20 protein-coding genes are annotated in these 25,324 nt (G+C 51.1%); 2 read left to right on the top strand and 18 right to left on the bottom strand.

Annotated features, from left to right (window positions below; all coding sequences use genetic code 11):
* Window positions 1-10 precede the first annotated feature (10 nt).
* Together GN111_RS15245 and GN111_RS15240 are read left to right on the top strand one after the other, a co-directional pair.
* Window positions 11-262, top strand: coding sequence for a hypothetical protein (locus tag GN111_RS15245; protein WP_155304568.1), 252 nt, complete (start codon window positions 11-13; stop codon window positions 260-262).
* A gap of 95 nt (window positions 263-357) precedes the next feature.
* Window positions 358-1,530 (top strand): hydroxymethylglutaryl-CoA lyase-like TIM-barrel protein, encoded by a 1,173-nt coding sequence (locus tag GN111_RS15240; protein ID WP_155304567.1) that lies wholly within the window; start codon window positions 358-360, stop codon window positions 1,528-1,530.
* Between the two features lie 145 nt (window positions 1,531-1,675).
* Here the strand turns inward: GN111_RS15240 and GN111_RS15235 are convergent, their stop codons facing one another.
* The 18 genes from GN111_RS15235 to GN111_RS15150 all read right to left on the bottom strand — a co-directional run bounded on the left by GN111_RS15235 (window position 1,676) and on the right by GN111_RS15150 (window position 25,188).
* Entirely contained in the window at window positions 1,676-4,093 is a 2,418-nt protein-coding gene (locus GN111_RS15235; RefSeq protein ID WP_155304566.1) for an AAA family ATPase, read from the bottom strand.
* Window positions 4,094-4,544: 451 nt separating this feature from the next.
* Window positions 4,545-5,591 carry a polysaccharide biosynthesis/export family protein gene (locus tag GN111_RS15230; RefSeq protein WP_170302319.1) on the bottom strand — a complete coding sequence of 349 codons (1,047 nt, stop codon included), beginning with the start codon at window positions 5,589-5,591 and terminating at the stop codon, window positions 4,545-4,547.
* 71 nt (window positions 5,592-5,662) lie between these two features.
* Window positions 5,663-6,427: a hypothetical protein gene (locus tag GN111_RS33530; RefSeq protein ID WP_176603293.1), complete on the bottom strand. Its 765-nt coding sequence runs from the start codon at window positions 6,425-6,427 to the stop codon at window positions 5,663-5,665.
* A 125-nt stretch (window positions 6,428-6,552) separates the two neighbouring features.
* Complete coding sequence (locus tag GN111_RS15220) at window positions 6,553-7,173, bottom strand: J domain-containing protein (RefSeq protein WP_155304564.1); 621 nt, start codon at window positions 7,171-7,173, stop codon at window positions 6,553-6,555.
* 10 nt (window positions 7,174-7,183) lie between these two features.
* Complete coding sequence (locus GN111_RS15215; RefSeq protein ID WP_155304563.1) at window positions 7,184-9,493, bottom strand: GumC family protein; 2,310 nt, start codon at window positions 9,491-9,493, stop codon at window positions 7,184-7,186.
* 121 nt (window positions 9,494-9,614) lie between these two features.
* Window positions 9,615-10,871 carry a tetratricopeptide repeat protein gene (locus GN111_RS15210; RefSeq protein WP_155304562.1) on the bottom strand — a complete coding sequence of 419 codons (1,257 nt, stop codon included), beginning with the start codon at window positions 10,869-10,871 and terminating at the stop codon, window positions 9,615-9,617.
* Window positions 10,872-10,970: 99 nt separating this feature from the next.
* A complete protein-coding gene (locus tag GN111_RS15205) occupies window positions 10,971-11,774 on the bottom strand; it encodes a tyrosine-protein phosphatase (RefSeq protein WP_155304561.1) in 804 nt (267 codons plus the stop codon).
* A 95-nt stretch (window positions 11,775-11,869) separates the two neighbouring features.
* Complete coding sequence (locus GN111_RS15200; RefSeq protein WP_170302318.1) at window positions 11,870-13,069, bottom strand: O-antigen ligase family protein; 1,200 nt, start codon at window positions 13,067-13,069, stop codon at window positions 11,870-11,872.
* 261 nt (window positions 13,070-13,330) lie between these two features.
* The gene (locus GN111_RS15195) at window positions 13,331-14,692 is read right to left on the bottom strand and encodes an undecaprenyl-phosphate glucose phosphotransferase (RefSeq protein WP_155304559.1); all 1,362 of its coding nucleotides are present in this window, start codon (window positions 14,690-14,692) and stop codon (window positions 13,331-13,333) included.
* 120 nt (window positions 14,693-14,812) lie between these two features.
* Entirely contained in the window at window positions 14,813-16,003 is a 1,191-nt protein-coding gene (locus tag GN111_RS15190; RefSeq protein WP_155304558.1) for a glycosyltransferase family 4 protein, read from the bottom strand.
* Window positions 16,004-16,020: 17 nt separating this feature from the next.
* On the bottom strand, window positions 16,021-16,779 hold the full coding sequence (locus GN111_RS15185) for an FkbM family methyltransferase (protein WP_197740559.1): 759 nt from the start codon (window positions 16,777-16,779) through the stop codon (window positions 16,021-16,023).
* 4 nt (window positions 16,780-16,783) lie between these two features.
* Window positions 16,784-17,998 carry a glycosyltransferase gene (locus GN111_RS15180; RefSeq protein WP_155304557.1) on the bottom strand — a complete coding sequence of 405 codons (1,215 nt, stop codon included), beginning with the start codon at window positions 17,996-17,998 and terminating at the stop codon, window positions 16,784-16,786.
* 22 nt (window positions 17,999-18,020) lie between these two features.
* On the bottom strand, window positions 18,021-18,875 hold the full coding sequence (locus GN111_RS15175; protein WP_155304556.1) for a glycosyltransferase family 2 protein: 855 nt from the start codon (window positions 18,873-18,875) through the stop codon (window positions 18,021-18,023).
* A gap of 146 nt (window positions 18,876-19,021) precedes the next feature.
* On the bottom strand, window positions 19,022-19,897 hold the full coding sequence (locus GN111_RS15170) for an FkbM family methyltransferase (protein ID WP_170302316.1): 876 nt from the start codon (window positions 19,895-19,897) through the stop codon (window positions 19,022-19,024).
* 45 nt (window positions 19,898-19,942) lie between these two features.
* On the bottom strand, window positions 19,943-21,031 hold the full coding sequence (locus GN111_RS15165) for a glycosyltransferase family 9 protein (protein ID WP_155304554.1): 1,089 nt from the start codon (window positions 21,029-21,031) through the stop codon (window positions 19,943-19,945).
* 119 nt (window positions 21,032-21,150) lie between these two features.
* Entirely contained in the window at window positions 21,151-22,623 is a 1,473-nt protein-coding gene (locus GN111_RS15160) for a hypothetical protein (protein ID WP_155304553.1), read from the bottom strand.
* Complete coding sequence (locus tag GN111_RS15155; protein WP_170302315.1) at window positions 22,605-23,576, bottom strand: CgeB family protein; 972 nt, start codon at window positions 23,574-23,576, stop codon at window positions 22,605-22,607. The genes GN111_RS15160 and GN111_RS15155 overlap by 19 nt, the downstream gene beginning before the upstream one ends.
* Before the next feature lie 181 nt (window positions 23,577-23,757).
* The gene (locus GN111_RS15150) at window positions 23,758-25,188 is read right to left on the bottom strand and encodes a lipopolysaccharide biosynthesis protein (protein WP_155304551.1); all 1,431 of its coding nucleotides are present in this window, start codon (window positions 25,186-25,188) and stop codon (window positions 23,758-23,760) included.
* Window positions 25,189-25,324: the final 136 nt, after the last annotated feature.

Here is a 25,324-nt window from a genome sequence, read left to right as displayed (position 1 = left end):
AGAATGAAAAATGAAATCAACCTGGGAAAAGATTTTTGAATATGCATCCATGCCCCTGCACGGCACCATGTCGCGCAAGCTGCGCAAGGGGCTTCGGTTGCAGATCAACGAAGGCAAGATTTACGAAACCGCCGTCCTCTTTTTAAACGAAAAGTTCGTGCGCCTCACCGAGACCGAACCCGACGGAACCACGGCCAACACGTATTACGACCTGGACAAGATCGAATCTATCCGTACACTGAGTTCAGGCGATGCAAAATAATCGGGAAAAAATGTGCTGTTCCGGATCCGGCAGCCAAGGCCGAAAACAGCGGTGCTTTTTAATCGAAAGGGGGCACCCGGTCCTTGGACTTAAAGATGGAAAAACAAGGCCAGATTAACGGTTTTTCCGATAGCGGGCGGGTGTGGATCATCGACACAACCCTGCGCGACGGAGAACAGGCTCCCGGTGTGGCGTTTCGCACCGCCGAGAAGCTGGCACTCGTTCGCCTGTTGGACGACGCTGGTGTGGACGAGCTGGAAGTCGGCATCCCGGCCATGGGGCACTCGGCCTGCCGCGATATACGCGCCATGGTTGCCTTGAACCCTTCCGCTCTTCTCACAAGCTGGTGCCGGGCCGTCCAAAAAGATATCGACATGGCTGCAGAAACCGGAACCGCGGGGGTCCACATCAGCTTTCCGGTCTCGTCGGTCCTTTTACAGGCCATGGGAAAAACTCAAAGGTGGGTTCAGGAACAGCTTTGCAATCTGATACCATCGGCGCTGGGGCGATTCCAACTGGTGTCCGTGGGTGCACAGGACGCCTTTCGGGCAGATCCCGGTTTTCTCAACACCTTCATCTGCATGGCATCCGCTTGCGGTGCGCACCGGGTGCGCATCGCCGACACCGTCGGCCTGACCCGCCCTTTCCATGTCACCGAACTGGTCCGACGGCTGATTCCTTTGCTGGGGAAAACCTCACTTGAATTTCACGGCCACAACGATCTGGGAATGGCGACGGCCAATGCGGTCAGCGCCATCGAGGCAGGGGCACAGGCGGTCAGCGTAACGGTCAACGGACTCGGCGAGCGGGCCGGCAACGCGGCATTGGAGCAGGTGGCTGTAGCGGCCAAAACCCTTGAGAATCGATCTTCGTCGGTCGATACACGCCGATTGGCAACGGTCTGCCAATGGGTAGCCCGGATCACCAACCGTAAGATTGCGCCGGACCGACCCGTTGTGGGCGAAGCGGTTTTCACCCATGAATCGGGTATCCACTGTGCGGCCCTGTTGAAAGACCCGTCCTCCTATCAGCCGTTTTCCCCCGAGACTGTGGGGCATAAGCGTTCCCGGTTGGTGGTGGGGCGGTATAGCGGAACCAGCGTGATCCGACATCTCATGAAACAAGCTGGTGTGGTTCTGAATGACGATGAAACCCGAAGGTTGCTTTCGGTGGTCCAGGACGAGTCCCTGAGAAAAAGAACGGCCTTCTCTCCCCTTGAACTCACCCGCCTGTACCACCGCACCTTTCCTGACCACCGCCATGCATAGAGGCTCATTCTCCCCAATAGAAAACGTTGAAAAGCCAATTTCGATTCGATAGATTGGCTCTCCGATGAACAAAGGGCACTAATGGGATTTATTCGCTATCGTGTTCAACAAGCTGTTAGCGTTCGCGGAATTCTTGTAAGGATGGTTATTTTTTTTGGGAATGGTGGCCGAAGTAGTTCAGACGCTGCACCAGAAATGTAGAACCGTTTTTTTGAAGATCCATGAAAATCTTGCCCGAATTTTCCCGCCAATTTTTTCCGGAAGGCAGCCATTTCAGAAAGAAATCACCTTCTATTTTGACGATTTTCTCGCTTTTATCATAAGTAAATTGCTGCAGTTCGATTTGGTATTGGATCTTATCGATATAGGTAAAATTCCTTTTATACTTCGGCAAGAGGCTCTCGAACGGCTTCCCGTTTTCCAAAGCATTGGCTGTAAAAAAAGAAGTAAAGCCGTCCAAATTTTTTTCCGCATACGTGCTGCAATACAAGTTGAGAAACGAACGCAGCCGATCTTCCATAAGGTTGACATCCGGCTCCTCCACCGGAGCCGAACCGGCTCCACTCCGGTTCGTCGGCCGTTCAAGTAGAGCGTCCGATTTCGACGCCATTGTTGTTTCAGGGAGATTGACGGGAGGCAGTTTTTCTGGTGCCGCGGTTTCAGGTGAGGGCGTCTGGTCGACAGCGGCTGGTTTCAAGGACCCTTCTTTCAGTGCAAGGGACGAGGACTGTTCCTGGTGTTCGCTTCGGGGTTTGGTGGTGCTGGACGCATCGGCATTCTTTTCCTTTGCAGTCGCCGAATCTGGTTTTACGGCCGCATTTTCCGACGGGGTAATATTATTCTTCGGCGCTTTGGTTTGACTGCCAGCCAAAGCAATTATTCCCGTTGAGGGTGGCACTGGTTCATCAGATTGAAACGATTGGCTGTCATTCTTATGATCGGCAGGCAATTGTGCTGTTAAATTTTCGATGGTCGCTTTTATCGGCGTTGGTGGCTCATCCTCGTCCTTGGGTTTTTCTTTGGCGGCTGATGTTTCAGGCTTGGGAACCTCCTTTTGGAGGGGGAGTTCATCCTGCAGATTCGATCCCCTATTATCCTGGGTTGTTTTGCCACTATAACCTTCAATTTTTTTCTCCGAGAAGGTCTGCTGACCGTCGTCCTCTAGACTTGTGACCGACTGGTCCGTTGCGGTCGTGTCTCCGGTTGCATCTTCGGTCCGGTTATCAAGCGTCTCCTGGCCATCATATCCATAAGAACGTTTTCCTTGTTTTCCGGCGTCAGGCCAATTGGACCACTCCGGCGGTGAGGCAGGCGCTGCAATAGACGGAGGGACCGTTTCTGCTGGCTCTTTCGGGGATGATACCGGTGGGGAGGTGGCCCGGGCAATTATCATTGGCTGTGGTTGGTCACTGGAAGCCGGTCTATCTTTTACATTGGCTTCTTTGCTGTGATCGATTTTTTCTATTTTTGGAGCTGAAACAAAAATTTCAATTTTTTCAGGTGTTGGTAATGTCTCTATTTCCGTTATTTTTTCCGGTGGTCGGATGGATTCCGCAATTTGCGTTTGGGTATTGTTTCGATTTGTCCAGTGAGGTTCGAATCTCAAAAAATAATAAGCCGTCACAGCGGCGACCAAAATACCGGCGAGCAGCCATGGCGATACCCATCTGGCGGTTGAACGGTCTGCAGGATGCGGCATTTTTTCGCGCAGGACGGGTTTTGGAGATCGTTGTACATCGGTATGTTTTACCGTCTTGCCGGATCTTATGTTGACGTCCTGTTTGCATTTCCTGACCGTTTCTGCATCAATTGTCTGGATGCCGGATGCATATCCTTCAATCAGGGCATGATTGCAAAGAATGTTGATGGCGCGTGGATAGCCATCGGTTAGACGAAATATTTCGCTAAATGCGTCGGGCGTGAATATGGGTTGGACGGCGCCGGCTACTTTCAACCGGTGGGTGATATATTGCCCGGTTTCATCCTCATTCAGCGCCTGAATGTGGTAGTTGATGGCAATCCGCTGTCTGATGGCCCGGTTTTTGTTGTCCGTCACCAGATCAATGAATTCAGGCTGGCCTACAAAAAAAATGTTTATTAGTTTCCGGTCGTTTCGTTCAATGTTGGAAAGCACTCTTATTTCATCCAAAAGCTTATGGCTTAGACGTTGGGCTTCGTCCACAATAAGCAGGACGCTTTTGTTCTCCTGGTCAGATCGACGCAGGAATTTTTCAAACTCGATCAAAAATTCAGCTTTGTTGCGGAATTCCTTGTCAATTTTATATTCGTTATACAAAAGCCGGAAAAAATCGTGGATACTCACCCCGGGATCTGTAATGAACGCAACAATGGTTGCAGGATCGATTTCGCTGATCAGTCTATGGATCAGCGCGGTTTTGCCCACTCCCACATCACCGGTGAGAAGTAGAAACCCCATATCTGAAAAAACTCCATATTTCAAAGTGGATAGGGCTTCATTGTGCTTTTCCCCCAGCCATAGAAATGTTGGATTTGGAGCTAAATCGAAGGGCTTTTTTTCTAAGTGATAGTGCCTGAGGTACATATTCGGCGGTTTTCGTCCTGTTTGTGAAAGCCAAATGTGGATCGAAACGGTTCATTTGTCGGCTATCATATACAAGAATTTAATCAAGAGTCAAAAAAGCGCGTCGCTTTTATTGGTGACGATTGATTTACCTGACAAGAGACCATAAAAAAAGCCTCCAAGAAACGTTTGATCCTTTTACCGCAGGGTCGGAAGCGTTTACAACTTGAAATAAGGAAAAGTATTCAAGGGGTATCGCTTCAGTGCCGATCTGCGGTGAACAAGATCAAAAGTTAATCAGAGGCTTTAAAATTTCAAAGTGGCCCACAGTTGAAAATAGAAGGCCTTAATATAAAAGGATAATTTCTATCTCTGGTGTGAAGGCTGCCGCTGATGCATCTAACTCATCAGCATGAATGCATCGGAAAGGGAAGTTGAATTTCCTGTGGGTGGTTGAACGGATTGATTCGATTTATCGCCCATAATAACTGAAACCGGTGCCGAGAAACGACACGCCGAAACCTTTCATGAATCCGGCCGCACCGCTTTCTTCCACCACCAGAATATCGCGGTCGTTGATAGCCATCTCCCGGACATCCGACAAACTGAGATCAAGGTCGATCACCTTCCGCTCCCCATTTTCAAACACGCGGAGCAATTTAATTGCATCTTTTTTTGCCCAGGTTTCAAAGCCGCCGGCCTCCACTATAGCTTCCTGAACTACAGTATGGTGCTTGATGGCATAGGCGCCGGGACGTCTCACGGAACCATCCACGAAAAAAACGCCGGCTTCAGGGATAAAAACAACATCTCCCCCATTGATTTCTATATTGAGTTGGGTATTGCCCTGTGTGATCAACTGATCCAGGTCGATCATGAAGGTATCCGGCTGTCCCGAAACGGAGCGGGATCTGCGAACCTGAACCAACTGCCCGGCCTTTTCATTCATCCCTCCACCCAAGGCGATCACATCCAGCAATCGCTGCTTGCTCGGATAATCATAGGTGCCGGGGATTTTGAACTGCCCTACCAGGGTAATCCGCTGGCTGATATGTTCTTCGACAAAAATAGTGACATGGGGATTTTTGATATACGATGCTCTGTAGAGGGCTTCGATCTTCTCTTCGGCCTGGATGGCGGTGAGCCCTTTTACGGCAACGGTTTCGATCAGGGGCAGATTGATGAGCCCACGGGAACTGACCCGCACCTTAGAGTCGAGTTCTTCAGCCTCGAAGACGCTGATCTGCAACAGGTCCCCCTCTCCTAATAGATATTCGCCAGGGGGGGAGACCGTCTGGGCCCGGGATAGAATCATCGTATTCATCCGGTTGATTTCATCCGCTTTCAGATAATATGCGGCCACCGGTTCGCTATCGGTTTCTTCGTTGGCAGGAGTGGAAAGAGGGGCGCATGAACCGAGAATGGTGACCGCCGCCAGCAATAATAGTAAAATCCTTCCCGCCGTTCGCTGCCGATGCATCCATTCGATGCGCGGATCTGAAGCCATGGTGTCGTTCACTGCGTTTGCTCCTTTGTTGCTGGACGCTTTTTTACGTCCGGGCGCTGATCTATGTTCCATTCAGTTGGACATCAGGGTGCAGACGGGCTGACGGAACCGCCGCCGCCACCACCATCGCCACCCCCACCGCCACCGCCAAGTCCCATCAGAATACCGGCGACGGCGCCGACACCCAATGTGCCGACGGCGACCTTCGTTCCGGTGGACCAGCCTTTTTCGGTCTCCGGCGGCTCCCGTGCGGCCGGCGGTTCTTCTTCCGGCAGTCCGATGTCCATGTCGGCCTGAGCCAGAATGATCTTCTTGCCCGCTGGAATGGTCATCAGGCCGTCATCGGTAAAAACATCCATGGACCCGCCTTCGGCGACGCCCAGTTCGCTTCTCTCATCGGACACCGAGATGTAGCCTTTGAGAAAGGCATCGTCAAAGCCGGCGTTGAGTCGGATGCGTTGGACGCTGATTGCTCCATTTGGAGTGAAGAGCGTCAAGGTGTGCTTCATCCCGCGCGTTTTAAAATAGACGCTTCCCTGCCTGATAAACAGGTGCCGCTGCCGGCCGGTGGTGTTTATCGAAAAAACACACTGATCCTCGGCAACCAGATACAAATCGTTCAACTTGATGCCGCACCGGCCTTGGGTTGACAGGATCGTACCGTTCGGCAACGGCGCTTCCCGGGTGTATACCCCGACGGTGCGATCGCCCCGCAACAAGGTCACCTTGCCCGTGGGATAAATTCGATCCGACCCGGCCCATACGGCGACGCTTTGACCGATCATGTAAACCGTTAGAGCCAGTGCCAGCCGACTGATGGCCTTCCCTTTTTTACTAAAGCGATGCATGACATGATCTCCTGTTTTGTTGAGAATGAAATTGTTGGCTCAACGCCCTTTCTGCCACCTGGGAATCAAAACCGGCGGCGCTTACGGGCGGCATTTTTGTTGGGATGCGGGCATTCGTGCCACCTTCAAGATGCCGAAATTGCATCCAATGCAAAAAACAATACAATAAACACCACCAGCAGGCCGCCGACATACCACAGGTAGAGCGTGGCTCGGCCGTCGGCCGAAAGAAACCGCATGGGATGCTCGTGCCACCGTGAACGCTGGCGGCGGCCGGCGTCGTAAACGTCTCGCAGCGCCGGATCACGCAGAGTTTGATAGGCATCGTGGAGCTCCTGGAAACGACGGACGCTGTCTTTCGTATCCCTCGAGGTGTCGGGATGCAGATGGAGCGCCCGGCTGCGGTAGGCTTGTTTGATTTCCCGCGGGCTGGCTGTTTCCCGGATACCGAGTATCCGGTAATAATCGGCGCTGCCTCCATTCGCGGATGCGATTCCGAGAGCCCTGGCTGCAGGCGCGAGCCTCTCCTGGAGATCCCTCAGACGCCAACCGTGATTGCGGCAGACCCGTTCGATAATTTCCCTGGAAAAGGGTGATGATGCGGCCGCTGGATTGACAATGGTCTGGCACAGGCGCAGGTAATGGTCATTGGCGGCGATCATGACGATGAGAGACGGGGTATCCAAACGGTTTTGAACCTGCCTGACAAACCGGGTCAGCAATTGCATTTGACGATGGGCAATCATGGAATTGCCTTTAATTCAGTCGCTGCGGAAATGAGTGGGCGGCATCCTGATCCTGCCCATACCCGGCATAGGTCTTGTAGGATTGGTAATAGCCGCCGTATCCATATTTCCGGTTGAAATCGACTTTGTTCACAATGCAGCCCAGAATCGCGCCATTCACGTTTTGGATGGATCGTTTGAAGTGAGCGATCGCTTCACGGCTGGATTCTCCCACACTGCTGACCAGAACGATGCCGCCGACGATTTTGGAAAGGATGAGAGTGTCGGCAAAGCCAATGTGGGGCGGTCCGTCCAGGATGACCCGGTCGTAGCGTCCAACCAAGTCGTCGAGCAGAAGTCTGAACCGACGGGAAGCCAGCAGTTCCGCCGGATTCGGGGGAACCGGTCCCGAAGGGATGACACTCAGTTTTTGGGTGTGGCCGTTGTAGATTTTGAGCTTCCCGGTTATGCCGGCCAGAAAACTGGAAACTCCGTTGCCATTGACGCGGTGCTTGAGATCGAAAACCTCATGCAGGCGGGGTTTGCGCAGGTCTACATCGATAATCACGGTCTTTTCTCCCGCCGCAGCGAAACTCAGCGCCAGATTGATCGCCATGGTGGTCTTTCCTTCACTGGGGAGAGTACTGGTGATGAGAAAACACTTGCTGCGGTTTCCTGAACCGGAAAGCTGCACCGAAACTCTTGCCGAACGAATGGCCTCGGAGAATGCCGATCGGGGGTGGCGCCAAAAGGCTTTCTCCAACCCCAATTTATCCGGTTTGGCCTGGGGAATCGTTCCCAGCAGGGGAATGTGGAATCGGTCGCTGATTTCACCGGGGTGGGTCACTGTATCGGCGAAATACTCGGCGGTGAATGCGCATGCCATGCCTCCCAGCAGGCCCAGCACCACAGCCAGGAGTAGATTGAGTTTGACGTTCGGTTTAACGGCCTCAAGGGGCAGGGCGGCCCGATTGACTATCTGAATGTTGCTGGATGAGACACCTGCCATTGATTCGATTTCTTTGGCGCGCTGTAGCAGACTCTGGTAAATTTCTTTGTTGGTTTCCACTTCACGGGCCATGATCGAATACTGGGTGGCGCGGTCGTTCAGATCGAGCACCAGGGCCTTTTGGTGTTCGATCCGTTTTTCCATGGCGCGGACAATTTTTTTTGCCGACTCGTACTCGTTGGCAATGGACAGGAAGATGCCCTCCTCCTGGGCGGCGATCAGGGCGGCGATATTGTCCATGCTCGACTTCAGTGTTTTTACCTTGGGATAGCCGTCGTGAAAGGTGGTCTTCAATTCCTCGTAACGGGCGCTGAGTTCGGCATACCTGTTCTTCAGGCTGGCAATCAGATCGCTGCCCAGCACCTGCGGTAGATTGGCCGGCCCTTCCTTGACCGCCTGCTCATAGACGGCCGCCTTGGCGATCATGTCGGCCTCTGCCTTGGCAAAGGAAGCGTTCAACTCCTCCATATGTCGATAGATGCTGTTGATGCGGGCATCGAGGGAAACGATGCCGGCGTGTTTGGCGAAGTCGTTCAAACGCTCTTCGGCCCGTTCCAGGTTGATTTTGGCCCGGTCCATTTGCATCATCAGAAAATCCCGAGCCATGCCGGAGGCCTCGACCTTCAACTCCATCTTCCAACCGATAAAATCTTCGATCAGCGCGTTGACCACGGACCGGGACAGGTGGCGGTCGGGAGAACGGAAAGCAACGTTGATCAACATGGATTTCCGGCTGGGCGTTACTGCCAGGTTCTCCGAAATATATTCGGCGACCCGTTGATGGGCGGCGATATCTCCGGAAACTGCGGATTGGATCTGACCGCCAAACACATTCCCCACAAGCGACTTCAACACACGGCTCAATCGATTCAGGATTCCGTCCCGGCCGTCGCCAAAAACGGTTTTTTTGACCACCGGGTGGGCCAACAGATCGAGTTTGTCGATCACGCGATCGATCATCGCCTTGCTGCCAATGAGTTCCACCTGGGTTTCATAAAACTCCCTGGCCTGAATCTCGGACCCCAGCACTTCCTGAAAGGTTGTCACGTGGGGCGTTTGCTGGCTTACCTCGATAACGGCCGAGGACTCGTAAATTCGGGTTGCCGCCAGAGTGAAAATCAGTGTCGACAGAAAAACCAGCATGAGTACGGTCGCGATCAGCCATTTTCGGCGGAGGATCACATCGAGATAATCCCGCAGCTGGACCTCTTCGGTCTCCTGCCATTCGAAATGAGCCTGTTGCTGGGCGCCGGCCGGCAGCAGGTGGCTGCCGTACTCCGGCGGCACCGGCATCCTGGACTCGTCGATGGGTTGGATTCGCTCAGATGTCATAGGATTTCCTCGCAGGTTTTATTTTCTGATGAAGGTCTGAAATCAACCCTGATATTTTCCAACAGGCGGCAATGCCAGCGGATGAGGATTGTGCTTTTGAGTAACGTTTCAGCCGAGCCCATCAATGATCGGCTTGTCTTTTTAAAGAGGACAGCCGGACCCTTTGCGCAGCGGGTTTTTCCTGCGGATCGTTCTGAACTTGTTCCAGTTGGAAGTCGTCCACCCAGAGCCGACCACGGATTTTTGAATCGAATCGCATGCTTTTCCGGCGCCGCAGACGAACGACGGCTGCGTGGCAGTCCACGGGCATGGTGAAGTCAATGACTTCCTGACGCCATCCGTGGGAGCCGGTCATCATGGGGCCATTTTGCTGAAGTCCCTTTCCGTCGTAGCCGACAATTTCCACAAAAGGCCCCTGATCGGTCGTGATACCTCTGGTTTTCCATTGATAGGTGAGACGGTAACGTTGCGTGGGGGCTGCGGCGAAAATCTGGTAGAGATGGTGAAAAACGACGTTGGCCTTGCCGGCAAAACGGATTTGAAGGGAGTAGTTGCCCTCGGTGCTCTCGGAAAAGACGCGCTTTATCTCCCAATGACCATTTTTTTCATCTTGGCACCGCCAGTCGAAGCCCTGACCGGTGATCCTGGTTTCGAATCCCGGATTGGTCAAAGCGTTCGTGGGATTCGTATATTGCTGCCAAATGTCCATAGCGGAACGGATGCGTTTATGGCCGATCAAAAAATGGGCGTAACGCAGGGCGGTGTCGGTCGGCGCAGTGCATTGTGCGGTCATGGCCCGCCATACCGCCTGGCTCTCTTTTGCCATACCCCAACCGATCAGCCAGTCCAGATAGCCTGCCAGGTGCTGCGGCTCCAGGACGGCAATAACGGCCTGACTGTCGCCGTTGAAATGGGTGTGCAACAACTGGAGCGTATCTCTTTCCAGTACCTTGCGGGTCAGCAGATCGTTGGCGTTGTGACAGAAAATTGGGTCCACGTCCAGTTGGAGGGCCAACACCATCTGGGCCCACTTCCAGTGCAGGACCCGATCGGTCATATCGGTGGTGAAAACCAGAATGGAACGGGCGTTCTCCTCTCGTCCCAACGCGGCCTCGGCCTCAGCCAACCTGAGCCAGGCATCCATGTGCAGAACGTTCCGGGAAATGGCCTTTCGGAAAAAGCCGACCGCTGTTTGCGGATCCTGATCCATCCAACTTTGCATGCCATAGGCATACTGCGCGTCCGCGTATTTTTCGAAGCGGCGAGATTCTTCTTTGGTGAAGGCAAAATTGCCCTGGTGAACGATTCGAAGCGGCCATGCGGTTTTGATCGACCAGCATGCCAATGCCAACAGGACCATGCTGATAACAAGCCGCATTGGAATGCTTCTTTGCACTTTAATTCTCAAATTCAAGTCCGTTGGCTTTAGAAGTGGGTTCACCGCCCGTCACAAAAAGAAAAAATGGGTATGGGGCGTTTACCAGAACCGCCACCAGTGCTTTTTCATTCGCCCTGACGCAACCATCGGATGCAACGGTTCGTCGCGGAGAAGCCGCTGCGGATTGTCGTGGGTAAGCTGACATAAATTTGCCTCGCCGATCATTTCGGCCAGCTTGACCGCGGCCTTTTGCATCCCCGCAAAATGACGCCTGCCAGGATGATGGCTGTCTGTTGCCAGGCAGTGAATCCAACCGGTTTGCGCCCAGCGGATCGCTGCCCTTTTCGCCGGTTTCCCGTAATGACCGAGGAAACTTCCCCAGTTGATCTGCAGGTAGACGCCTGATTGGATGAGGTCTTCAATCCATTTCGGGTTGGCCGACAGTTGCGGGCAGCGTTCGGGATGTGCCATCAGAATGGTGTGCCCCTTGGCCAGAATGGTAAAAACCAGCTGTCGCCAGCCCGGTGGCAGTTGTTGAAACGGGGGCTCGACCAGCAGACAGGAAGAGTTGCCCAATGGCAGCAAACGGCCGTCATCCAAGAGATCGGGAATCAGCGGGTCCAGCGCGATCTCCATGCCGGAAAGGATTTCCAATTCCATTCCGGCGAGCCGTATGGCTTCGTTTATCTGCCTCACCCGCGATTTAACGTGGTTGATCGGTGGCATCCAGGCCGTGCCCGGGATCATATGCGGTGTGGCCACCACCAACCCATAACCGGTCTCTATGAGAGCCGCAGCCGTTTGAACGCTTTCCTCGATCGTCGCGGGCCCGTCATCGATGGCATGCAGAATATGGCAATGCAGGTCGATCATTCCGTCGATAATTGCCGATCTTCCAGGCATGGTCCTGGATGAATGGTTGTTCTGAAATCGGGCAGATGAATTCAGGAACCGCAACCTATAATTCAGAATAGGATTTTCGCCTCCAACGCAATCTTTTATAGAGATCGTTGTGAGGCGTTCGATGGTTCGAGGCGAGTACAGGCCCCTAATATAGCGATCAATACAACAAAGTAAACGCAATTGGCCGGTATCTGCAGATTGAAATCGAAAAGGCTGTGAACAGAAATTGAAACGATTCCACTGAAGGCACCTACGGCCAGGAAAAAACGCAACGGGTCCTTTCGTGTGTTGATGTGCTGAATGCGTCGGCCGCATTGGATGAGAAAAAGAAGAAATCCGGTGAGCAGGGCGCAAAAGCCGATCCATCCCGTTTCAACGAGGAACTGAAGATAGTCGTTATGGGCATGGGCAACCGTTTTGTCGAATATCGGCGATTGGTTGTAAACCGAAAAGGTGTTTTCGTAGTTGCCGAGACCGATTCCCAGCGGATGATTTTTGACAATCGATAGGCTGTCCTGCCAGATGGTGAGCCGCGAACTGCCGTCATTGCCGATGGAAAGAAACCGGTCTATGACCGGACCGATACCGACGGTGGCGATGTAGATACTCAGAAGAATCAGAATGCCTCCCAGTAAGAGACGGGTCTGTTTGGGACGGTTGCGCAAGCCGGGACGGGCCATGATCGAAAAGACGAAAAATCCCAAAAGACCGCTGATGATTCCGGCGCGGGAGCGGGTGAGAATCAGCGCCAATAAAAATACGATGATGCACAGGGCCATCAAGGCCTGACGATTGAGACTGTCCGATCCAAGTGCCGCCTTGATGGAACGTGCCTGCCCTGTCATGGCAAGGGTGACGGCCAATGCCAGGGGCCAGATCATTTCGATGAAGCCGGCAAAATGGTTCCGGTTGATAAACGTTCCCCGGGCGGTGCCCATGTATTCCTGGATATAATTGACCCATAGTACGCCCATGGAAGGTACCAGGGCCTGAATCAATCCGTAAATAGATTCAAGAACCCCAACCGCAATCATGAGGAAGACCACTCGCCGAAGTATTCTTCGGTCTTTGCACAGGTCGTGGAGCACGGAGCCGAATAGTCCCAGGCTGAGCAGGAATGTCCACCAGGCCAAGGCCTCTCTTGGCAAGTAGCTAAGGGCCTGCCAGGTGGGGGTGTCGCCGGTAAGCGTCCAGGCCTCGTTTAGTGTCGTGGCCCGAGCCGGGTTGAGGATGGATAGAATCGATGGCGGAATCGGCAGGCACAGGAAAAGCGACCAGATGAAAAACAGCGCCAATGCTTTCTTCTGGTTGCCGATCGGAACAGGTGCCGTAAAAGGTCGCGTCCACAAGCCAATGAGGAACACTACGACCATCAAGAACCCATAGCCGGACCAGACCCATGGCTGGACTGCCGCGAAGGGAAGGGGGATGGTCGCGATTATGAAAAGGGTGATCCGTTGCAAAGAGGTCATGATGGCCAAAACGTGGAAAGGGTTTGTTGTACGGTTGTGGCCCAATTCATTCGAAGTTCGGGGCTATAAGTCGAGAAAAGCAGATCAGATGGCATTTTTCCAGGCCTCTCGATTAAGAAAGGTCATGAAGATAATTTTGAGATCGAGCCAGAGACTCCAGTGTTCGAGGTAGTAGAGATCGTTTTCAATTCGTTTCTGGATGGATGTGTTCCCGCGCCACCCATTCGCCTGGGCCAAACCGGTGATTCCCGATTTTACCAGGTGGCGTACACGGTAGCTATGAATTTCTCTGCTGAATTTTTCAACGAAATGTTCCCGCTCCGGCCGGGGCCCGACGATGCTCATATCACCGGCGAGTACATTCAAAAGCTGCGGCAGTTCGTCCAGATTGGTTTGTCGGATAGCCTTTCCGAAAGGTGTGATCCGTTTATCATCGGGGATCGTCCAGATCGTATCGGAATCCTGCGGTGGTTGCACGATCATGCTCCGAAATTTAAAGAGCGTGAATTCAGCGTTGTTGTTACCGATGCGTTTTTGCCTGAACAGGATCGGCCCCGGCGAAGAGATTTTTATCCCCACACCAATAATCAAAAACAGGGGAGAGAGAGCCAATAGGCCTATTGAGGAGACGATTACGTCGAAGCACCGCTTGATCAGTTGGTTGCTGAAGATGTTGAGGGGTTCGTTGCGTGCGGCAATGACCGGCAGGTTTCCAAGGCCGTTGAGCACCGTCCACTTGGGGATGAGATTATAAAAGTCCGGGACGATGCAGAATCGCAACCCCTCCACCTCACATCGGTCGATGATACGCTTGATGGCATGCGTTTTACTTGAAGGTTCGGCAATGATGACTTCATCGATCCGATGGCTGCGCAGGATGTCGGGAAACCGCGATAGCTTGCCCGCATACAATCCCCTGATGGGCAGGCCCGGGTCGCTGTCGGACAACACCCCCTGTATTCTAAATCCCAACTCCGGGGTGGTCAGAAGAGTGGCGATGATCTGTTTGGCTGCGTTTCCGCTGCCAATCAACACGACAGCTTTCTGCTGATGACCGAGTTTCAGGCGGTGTTTGCTGATAACCATGTACAATAGACGCAGGCTGGTTGAGGAAAGGGCTCCGAAAAGCAACGGGTAGAGGATCAGCTTGTCGTTGGGTCTGAATTGACCAAAAATGGCGACAGTTGCAATCGTGATCGTGCTCAACACCGAATAAGCGATCAGGATATCTTTTGTGACCGAAGTGATGTTCGACAGGCGATTGATCCGCAGAATATTGGAATTGACGGATATCAAAAACCAGTAAATGACAATGAGGCCCATCAGGATATTGCCTTTTAAAGGGACCATGGTTCCGCCCGTGTAGTACTTAAAAACAAAGAAGAAGCAGGCGAACATGATGACCAGATCGGTGATGAACAGGAGTCTTGAATTCCCGTTTTCCATCTCGGTACCTCGTTTGGGTTTATGAATCGAAAGGGAGAATATACGATGTTTTTTCGGCACCCTCAGAGGGTGGAGAATCAAACGTAGTGACCGTATGGGTGGCGCAGAAAAGAGCTTGAATCAGTGCATCGCAATATGGTCGATTACGGCTTCAAACCTGTCCGCAATCGAGGATATGGGAAAGCAGCGTTCGGCATACCGCCTGGCGTTGGCTCCCATTGCAACACACAATGAGGGGTTTCTTTTCAATCTTCTTATGGCCGCTGCACATTGATCGACCGATCCTGGAGAAATTACGCTTCCGGCACCGATTTGATCAGTAATTCGTGCACACAGGTTGTGTTTACCAACGGCAACGACCGAGGCTTTCTGGGCACAATACGCCGACCACAGCTTGGACGGCACACAATAGTTGCCGGCCGACCGGTCAAGGGTCACTATTGTTACATCCGAGGAGGCCAGCAGGTATGGATACATCTGCGCGGGTTGAAGCGGCAGTTGGAGAAGATTTGCAAAGTCTTTTCCATCCACCTGGCGGTTGAGTAATCTATGCCCGCGCTCGTCGGTGGCGACAACGAAAAGGATGTCACCGTCATCGGCCAGCCCATCTGCGGTATCGGCAATCAGATGGATATCCTGTTTTTTCCCCAATGTGCCCGAATACAAAACGACAAATTTTTCATCCAGGCCATGGTGAGCGGAGAATCGGTTTTTTCTGGGCAGCACGGGGATCTGCTCGATCGGACCCCAGTTGGGTATCAGGCTCACTTTGGCTGGATCGATATTCCAGGCATTCAAATAGGGGTAAAAATCATCGGTAATCGAAATGATATGGTCGGCCTGGGTCAGAAGGTCGATTTCGATTCGATTCATGTAGCCGTAGACCAGGCGGCCCAGCACTCGATTAACATTGGAAAGTATCGATTTTACAGCAATGCTCAACAGATCCTGGAGCCAGAAGATTGATGGAATGAAGTGCTTGCTAGCCCAGCAAAGAATTTTCTTCTGCGCTTCCAAGGGGGTGTTGGCGGATATGACAAGATCTGGCCGCCACTGGTTCAATTTTGCCGTCGCTACGACGCCATAATGGCGTTCCTGTCTCCATCTTTTACAAAAATTGTCTTTGTCAACGCGGCCTGCATCGAGATTGACGATACACAGTCTTTTTTCACCATCAAGCTGGGCTGAAACCTTCGGGCCGCCACTGGCCCCGGAATATAGATGTAGAACCTGATGCCCGCGCCTGGACAACTCTCTGCTCAGTTCCAGAGGGAACGAAAAGCCGGCATAGTCATTTATGGCGATGCGCATTAACTATCTCTCACCAATTATGTTACTGTTGATTGCCCAAGGTAGGAGTTTCTGAACAAAAAGTCGGATTGTATACTTCTTCCCCGATGTTCTTTGATTACGTTGTAGACACCGCTGAGAACCCATCCACGCTCATGCAGCCAGACAATGACGTCATCCACCATGGCTTGGCCGACATACAGCTCAACGAACGAGCACTCGACATAGACGTAGGAAAATCGGCCCAGCAATTCCTCGCAACCGCGAAGCGCTTCCAGTTCGTATCCCTGCACGTCCAGTTTGAGCATGGCGGGCGATACAATTGCCTCATGGTCAATGAAATCGGATAGTGGCCCTATTCTTATTGCTTCTGCCCTGATTTCATTGGTGCCGGGAAACAGCTGCTCCTGTAGCGGTCCAATGGGAAGAAGGGAAGAGGCGTCGTCTGCGGCAGACACGTGGATGGTCGTTTCGCCGGCCCGTGGTCCAACAGCTGCCTGAAAAAGGGTGACTCCAGGATCATTTTGAAATACTTTTCGAAACCTGTCTGCGGGATCGGCAAGGGGTTCGAAAGAGATAATCGTAGCCTTATTTGCCCACTTTCTGGCGGCAAGGGCGAACTGGCCTCGGTTGGCGCCTACATCGACCACCGTCACAAGGTGCGTTTTAAGGATGGAGCGATGCTCAGTTCCGGCAAGTACCCGGTGTGCATAAAGCGCCTTGAGCAGTCGTGGTGACAAGATCACGTGCATGATTTTTTCAAGGCGCAAGAGCAATAAAGAAAAATTTATTTTCAACGCATTATCTTGAACAGGCAAATGGTTGGGGATGCCGTGGGATACGCCCTCCATTGATTAGCGCGCTGTAGACGGTCATCATTTTACGGGCGGCGATATCCCAGGTAAAATTTTCCATGATCAGCTTTTTACCCCGCCGGCCCATTTCCCGACGATCATCATCCGACATGCTGATCAACTCGCCAAGCGCCTTCATGATGGCCTGCCTGTTTACAGGAACCCATCGTCCGCAATTCGTCTTTTGGATGTCCTTCCATGGTGTTGCCTGAGTCGTTACTACCGGCGTCCCACAAACAAGTGCTTCCGCAATAACATTACCGAAGTTTTCGGAATAGGACGGAAGAACGAACAGATCTGCGCGGGAATAAAGCGCCAATTTGTCTTCCCGCCAGACGCCACCGACAAACAGGATTGAGTCTGGATCGGCAGACCGATGCGCCCATCGCTGCACTTTGCTTGAAAATCCCATATAATCAGGGCCTGCAATAACCAGCAACGCTTCTGGATGTCTTTGCCTGACCTCATCCCACCCGGAAATGAGCAAATCAAGTCCCTTTTGGGGGCTTTGACGCGAAAGAAACAATACGACGGTTTTTCCATGCAGCTTCGGCCATTGTTTCTCAGCAACATCAGGTGCTGGTAGATGCTGGTATTGGAGCGGATCGATGCCATTGGGGATTATCGTGAAAGGCCCATTCAAACCGAATGCTCGACAAGCCTTTACTTCTTGCAGGGCGGTGGCATGAATGCAATCGGCACCTTCAAGATCTCTTTTGGCGTATAGTTTAAACCCCATTTTTTTTTTAAGGCGCCTGATGTTGAAGAGCCAAGGATCCAAACCGTTTCTGGTTGCAATTAAATGCGGTTTGTGCCGGCGTCGTGCGAACCACGCACCAAGTGTAACCGGATGGGTGAATATACCGTTTACATGAATAAGGTCGCTTTTGGGTACCTGTTTATGCAAAACGCGTATCGCATGATAGGAGAAACAGCTTTTTTCGCTGGCTAAATACGTAAAGGGGAAAATACGAAGATTCGGTTCTTCCACTTCGGCAAAATCACCAAAAGGTATTCTTGAGCCCATAGTCGCATCGCTGGTTACCACATCGACAGTAACACCGGCCCTGGCCAGGGCTCTTGTAAGACCATGACTTGATTCGCAAACACCTCCAAATCCGCTGGAGGGAGGGAAATGGGTAGTCACAAAAGTGATATGCATGGGAGGAAGGAAAGGTAGTCGTTCAGTCGTAGCTGGATGAAACGTGAAATTTTTTTTCTCTAACCTTGGCAGATATCATGATTTCATAGGCAAAATACAGCGTACAATAAGTCCACCCAGCAGCCCCATCCAGAAAACCTCCTTTCAAAACGAATTGATGTAGAAACCGGAACAAAGCGCGACAGGGGAATTTATAGGAGAGCGCCCGTAACGCCTGCCGTCTCCGATGCTTATCTTTGACAAAAAGGCAGGTGTGTAAATCAGAAAAGATTTCTCTTTTTCCCAGACAGGCGGCGCTTTCGATATCTGACAGGCGGTTGTGTTTAGAAAACCAGTACCTGATGCCCTTTGAGAAACTGTGGTGAATGTATGGCTCCTGGAGGTAGCCGGTGTCACCGTTAAGCTCCCATGTTTCACCGTGGCCGGTGACTGCGTTTTTGAAACATGCCCTGCCGAATCGAACGACACGGGGATGCCAGACCGGAAAATTGGAACTGTATTTGACCCATTTGCCGAACATCATCACCTTGGAGCAAAGATAAAATGCATCGCAGGTGGTAACCGACAGCGTTTCGCACATTTCTAATTGAAGATCCGATGTAATTTCCTCGTCGGCATCAACAAATATTACCCAAGGTGTACGTATTTCCGTGTTCTCAAGGGCCCAGTTGCGTTGGGAAGCGAATCCGGACCAGGGGTTGACGTAGATATCACAACCTACGCTTTCAGCGATCTCCAGGGTTTTATCGGTGCTGCCTGAATCTGCGATAACTATACGGTCGACCCATGAGAGGCGGGCCAAGCAGCGGTTGATGTTATTCTCTTCATTATATGTCAGGACAACAGCAGTTATCCCTGGCGGTTTAGTTTTTGACATTATTTAAGAAAATATACTTTAATAAATGTTAAAAGCAGTTTAAGACGGTGGCAAGGAGAAGGAAAAACGACCAATATGGAACGGACATTTGAAGTCGATGAGAATTTTGAAACAGATTTATTGACTCAATCAAGTGTGTGACTGTTTTAACAACCTTCATGCGCGCGACTTGCATAAAGGTATCCCGTTGAATCTTCTAACGTATCAACAAACAGGCCTTTTTTATCTTGAATCCAGATTTTAAACCCCCAAGCTTTCAACACTCCAATAATAGCATCCAATTCGCCATAATCTTGATGGACTTCCATGGCGATTTTTCCTACCCGCTCCAACCACTGTGTGTTGATGGAAAACAAATCAAATTCAGAACCCTCGATGTCTATCTTGAGAAAATCTATTCGGTCCGTTTGTTGAAATTCGCAGAGATCATTCATTGACACCATGGGTGGGGGGGCGCCATAATGTGAAGCAGCCGTTAGCTTCTTTGGGTCTGAAAAAACGCCGCTTTTTGAACCAATGAGCGCCAATTGGAAAGTTACTTTTTCCATGCAATCGTTTTGCGCGAGATTTGCTTTTAAATCCGTCAACAATCTTGATTGGGCATCTACGGCAATCACCTGTTGGGCGAATTTTGCGGACAGCATTGAAAATATCCCCACATTACATCCCAAGTCTACAACCCTATCATTGTTCTGTACTATAAAACCAGGCAACGGCGGGAAATAACAGTTGGAGCAATATATTTCCCGAACAAGGCCAAAATGTTTTCCATCTACCTTCACTTCTTTTCCGAGGGGGGTGAGACAGAGTGTCTTGTTGACCATCAACTTATCAGCAGGCCTCAAGCTGGTTTCTCTGATGATTTTAGGGATGCGTCTGAAAACTGCCGACAAGTACAAAAAAAAAATACGCTTTCCACCAATTCTATACACCCCTTTCAATTCCCGAAACAATCGATTCGCCAAACGGAATAGTTTGGAGACCCTGAAAAGCTCTTCACGCATAACCAGTGTTGGCGTCATTCTGTTTTTGGGCTGTAACATAGAGACGATGTTTCGAGCGCCGTATTAATTCGAAGGGCATTCGGTGTTAAGAACCCGCAATACATGACCAAAGACTTCATCAACGGAGATGGACTGGATACACCTTTTATTTAAGTCTTCACATACTTCACGTCGGCACCCCATGCAACTAACGGTCCTATAAAGCAGGGTGTGTCGGTCCCCGGGGGGAAACCATTCTCCGGGCATGTTTCTTGAGCTAAATATGGCAACGCAAGTGGTTCCGGCAGCCGCGGCAAGGTGCATTGGGCCGGAGTCGTGTCCCACATAGGTGTGGGCTAGTGAAAGAACCGCAGCAGATTCGCGTACGCTCAACTGGCCGCACAAATTAAGGCTATTGCCCGGCCAGCTCCTGAGTACCTGGGAGGTGCGTTTTCTTTCATCTGCTGAACCAACCATGACAAGCGACCACCCTTTCAGTTCTCTGCCTAATTTAGCAAACAATAAACTCCAGTTTTCATCACCCCAATCCTTCACATCCACCTTGGCGCCAATGCTTGCCGCGATGAAAGATCTGTTTATTCCAATACTCTTCAGCGCCGTCTCGGCCGAAGCGTGCTCAAATGGTGTGAGATATAAATCAAAGGCGGATGGGTCCTTTATGTTAAATTTACCTAAAGACTGTAGACAGCGAAGAAGGCGAGACCCCACGTATTCGTAAGAATCGTTGGCCATCCGCGCTGGTCGCTGCAATGTCCCCATATACGGAACGCCGATAAGTTTTTGTATGCCGCACAGTTTAAAAAAGATTACATCACGTAAAATCTGGATTAACCCACGAGGCTCGGCAAGGTATACCATGATCTCCGGACGCATTGAACGGATGCGCCTCAATAGTGCTGCCAGAACACAAGGGTTGCTCAATTTAAGAGGATATTGAATGTAACCATGTATCAGTCCTGTATTTTCGAGGAGTTGAGCCATAGGAACGGCCTTCTCCGAAACCCTAAAGTTTGTCAGCATCCAACGCTGCGCCTTGGGAAAGGCTTGGGCCACTAAGCGCAGACTGGGCAATGCGACGATAGTGTCGCCCATTGAGCCAAGCCGGTAAACAAGAACCCGTTTTACCCTCCGCTGTGAAATTTCGGGCATCATGGTGAAGCATTCTCAAAGCAGGAAATGTCCCGTATAAAAGTGGGAAATGAAAGACTCGGTTGAATATCTTTCATGCACAGGTTCCGTAGAAAAACGTAAGGCAATTTTCTTCTATAAGCCTATACAGCCATTTTTCGCCATGGATGAAGGAAGCGACCTCTAGCAAAAATTTCAATAAGCCATAATAAAAATAGATCCTGTGGAAGACTCCTGAGGACGTTCACTACATATGCATCAGAGGCTCCTTCAACAAACTGATTATGTATGCGGAGGAGCAGGTAAATGGCCCAGACGTTGCCTTGAAGATGCCAGCCGGAAATCTTTTTAACGATGAGAAACCAGGCCAAGCCAAGGACAAGAGGATAAAAGAAGGCACCGGCCCAACCAAAGGCCGCATAGCCCGTGCCAATCAAAGGGGCCGTTGCGAAGGGCCCCTGGTTTGAAAGGCCGATCTTTTCATACAGCCACGAGCCTTGGCTGTATTCGCGAGGCTTGTCGGGCGAAAGTGCTCTTGGCATGGCCCTTTTCAGACATAATTTCATGTCTTCCAGTCCCACAGGACCGTATATGTCCGACCCGGCCTTAATCACGTCCACATGATTTACTAGCGTCGTACGCTCAAAGATGTTCTGAGGACTCCCATAGTAGTTGAGGTGCCACCCTGATCGATTCGCCAGGTCTCTGTATTCTTGATATTCGGCAAATGCCTCCGGCCATTTCAATACCATCTCAAGGGTTGCTTCGATACGTTGAGTCCATGAAAGGTCATCGCGTGAATCTCTCACATACAAGAAAACAGGTGTGGCAAATATGATCACCATCACTATTGCGAAAACCGTAAATAAGAACTGCCTCCATCTGATTTTCGCTTCAAAGCTAATCACTGTTACTATGAAACACAGAAAAGTTTCCATTAAGGCCATGCGTGAATTTTTAACCATGGCAAAAGCAATCTCCGCGATTAATAGGCAGATAATCCACATATCAAGGCCTCGCCGTTTTTCAGTGGCCTGAAGTACCCTCGCAATGGCACTGATCAAGGCAAGGTGGAGAAATGGCACGAAGAACTCGGCAACAGTGAGTCCAGTGTATTGCTCCCCAGCCCGAAAGGCTACGGATAAGTTGGCCATTATGCCGATGATCGCTGCAAGAAAGGAAATTCGAGCCAATGTCGCATTGCTGGTCACAAGTTTAAGGGCCGGTCGGCCGACTGGAAGATTTGAAGCCACTGAAAAGGCAAATAGGTAGCCCTGAAGCCCTAATAAAACAACCCAAAATGATCCTGCAGGATCCAGCAGGTAGGTATCCAAAGGCTGACCCATGGTGAGCTTGGCAAAAAATGGGAAGCCGACATATCGAAAGCCAACCATGGCAATCAACACAGCCCCAATATTTAAAAATCCATGGATGGCGATAGGATAGATACTGATTATTACTGCCAGACCTGCAAGGCATGCTACGAGGGGATCCGCGCCTATCGCAATGTGCAGGACGCACACGAGCACAGTGAAGATACCCCCGCCTTTTGCTAATAGTCGGCCTTGGCGGGTGGCCGGTGTAAGCCGCCACGAATCTAGTTGGATGGGGCGCATGGCAGATGACTTTCCGATTTGCCGAGTGAATGTAACGGTACCCGTTCCTGTTCGAAAAGCGTGTTAAGGATTGTCTCCATAATGGATTCATTAAGCAAGCCATTGGTCAGGCAGCGTTTGCGGCCGGCCTGGGCAATGGCTTTTCGATTGGACCGGTCGGATAGAAGCGCAAAACATTTTGCAACACATTCCTCAGGGCTGCTCCAAAAGACGGCCTCTTTGTCTTCATGATACATTTCAACGTGTTCCGCGGTGCGTTCGGCGCAAAGAAGACTGCCGATGTAAGGAATCTCCGCGGATCGACTTGTATGCAGGTCTCGGTTTCCTTTGGAAAGCAGGCCTAAACATAGCTTCGCGGCCTGGATGGCCTTGACATAGTCATCACCCGTCAATCCGGGACCCCGCCAGGCTTTTTTGATGACTGGCCATTCCTTTGCCTTTTGCCACCGGTTGCCATATAACGTTATAGGTACTCCGAGTTCAATGAGGCGGGATAAAAGCGGACCCCGCTCCGGCATCCAAGTGCCTATGAAGGCCACCTCGCTTGACCAACGAGCTTTTTCTTCCTGGTTTAACATCAAAGGAAGATGGGCCTTTTCATCTGCTGACATGAAGACACGCAAAACTTTGCGAGCACCATGCGAGTAAGCTTCGGTTATATTCGGTTCGCGGACGACAACTGCGAGATCGTATAGTTTTAGGGATTTGCGATAAAGTAAAAATTTGTTTCTATCCCTGGTGCCAAAAGGATCATCAATTGAATAAGAAACCATGAAATCTGAATGGTGACGCAAGTTCAATGCTGTCGTTGAGCCGATCAGCACGCATTGGTCACTCCACAACACCTCATAATGACGGCCCTTGAGGCTGGCTGCAAGTCGTTGCCGTATGTAGGGTTCTATCCAGGTGGGACCCGCCTCGTATACGAGCTTTCCTATAACCTTTTTAACCATCTTGTTCTTCGGAAAAAAATCCCATGGGTCTAAAATGTCTACTCTATGCCCGAGTCGCCTCAATGCTTCTGCCCGGTGACAGGAAGTGCCGGAATTTCGTCCTAAGTAAAGGATGCGGAGGTTCTGGTTCATAACCTGTCAAATTGCAAAATAATTTGAGTGTTTATTTTCCTGTCAATCTTTAGGATGAAACTTTCATCCTTATCCGCCTAAATAATGAGTTGAAACCAAAGATATCAACGGGTGGGCGCATAATTGTACTGGCCCATTGGCTGAACTTAACGCCTGACATCTGCAGGGCAGGGCGCACTACGATTACGGCCATTGTGGCTTCCGTTAGAAGGAGCACTATCGCCACGCCTCCGAGTCCCCAACTGGTTGCTCCGAGGAAACCAAAACCGAAAGCAGCGATTCCATACACTATGACATAGCACATTGCGATACGACCATGGCGGTTTATTGCGTAAGAGGCCATCAAGGCCGTATACCAGAGGCTGTTGATCACAACACCACCAAGAAGGATGATAAATGTTGGCCATTGCAGCTCGATTTTACCGTTCGTCCATGTTGAAAAGATCCAGTGCGCACTCGGCCCCACGAATAGAGAGGCTCCAAGGCATCCCCACAGTGTGATTTGGCAGGATTTTGTGAAAAGACGCTTGAAAAGAGAATTGTCTTTGGCACCGTGAGATAGCGCTAGCTCGGGCTCTACCAATCTATTGACGATGCTTGCTGGCTGCATGACGATGCGGCTTAGTGTGCGCATAGGCACAAACAAAGCCACGGCTGACGGGCCGAGGATAACACCGACGACCAGCCGCATACCCTGGATGTTCAAAGCGTTTCCAATGGGGAAGGAAAGGGAAGCAATTGCTGGTGCTGTAAGCCGTCGAAGCTCTGCAAACGAAGCGTTGGTTAATCCATGGTGAAGCCAGGGGCATACTCGCCGCTGACCGAACCACATGATTCCGGTACCCAGAAGTCTCCCACAAAGATATCCGCTAGCCGCCTGGATCGGACCGCCTCCCAGTGATACAGCAGCAGCGATACCGCCGAACTCTAAAACTTGCGTCAATGCGATAAAATACATACCTTTTGAATAACATCCTGCAACCCAAAAACCGCCGTTGAGCAATCCGATTTGAAAGCCGACCAGTACGAATAAAATGAGAAGAAATAGGGTCTTTTTTGCATCAATGGCGGTTATGGCCGAAAACCCGAGCCAGTCTCCAAGAGGCGCGAAATGAACGAAGCCGGATGCCAATGGAACCGCGATCACGGAGACTACCATGAGTAATATCCACGTGCTCTGGAAAACTACCAACGTGCCGTTGCGATCACCGGCGCCGCTACGCATGGTCATCTCTCGGCAGGCGGCTCCGGCAAACCCACCGTCGGCAATGCTGAGATAGGACGGTATGGCTGCCAGCATCAGCCATTCGCCATATAATTGTGTACCCCAATAACCCAGCAACAAGGGCACCTCTGCCAGGCGAATGAAGATCTGCACGGATTGGGAGAAGCCTTGTGCACCGATTCCTTTCAAAAGCCTTGCGCGGATTCCCGGCCCGGCCTCTTGATTCGATTTTTCCCGTTCACTTGTGGTTAGCATATCGTGGGATTTGTTCGGTCTGGTTCCATGTAGATATAGCTCTGCCCTTCCAATTACAGGTGAGATGAGTTTTAACTTATTGTATTAAAAGGTATAAACTTCTCTTCGAAACGATATTATCAACAAGTTGCTTTAT

It is taken from the genome of Desulfosarcina widdelii, from assembly GCF_009688965.1.
Classification (GTDB): Bacteria; Desulfobacterota; Desulfobacteria; order Desulfobacterales; family Desulfosarcinaceae; genus Desulfosarcina; species Desulfosarcina widdelii.
The sequence above is the reverse complement of the archived record's forward strand: the minus strand, read 5'-3'. Positions and strand labels throughout refer to the sequence as shown.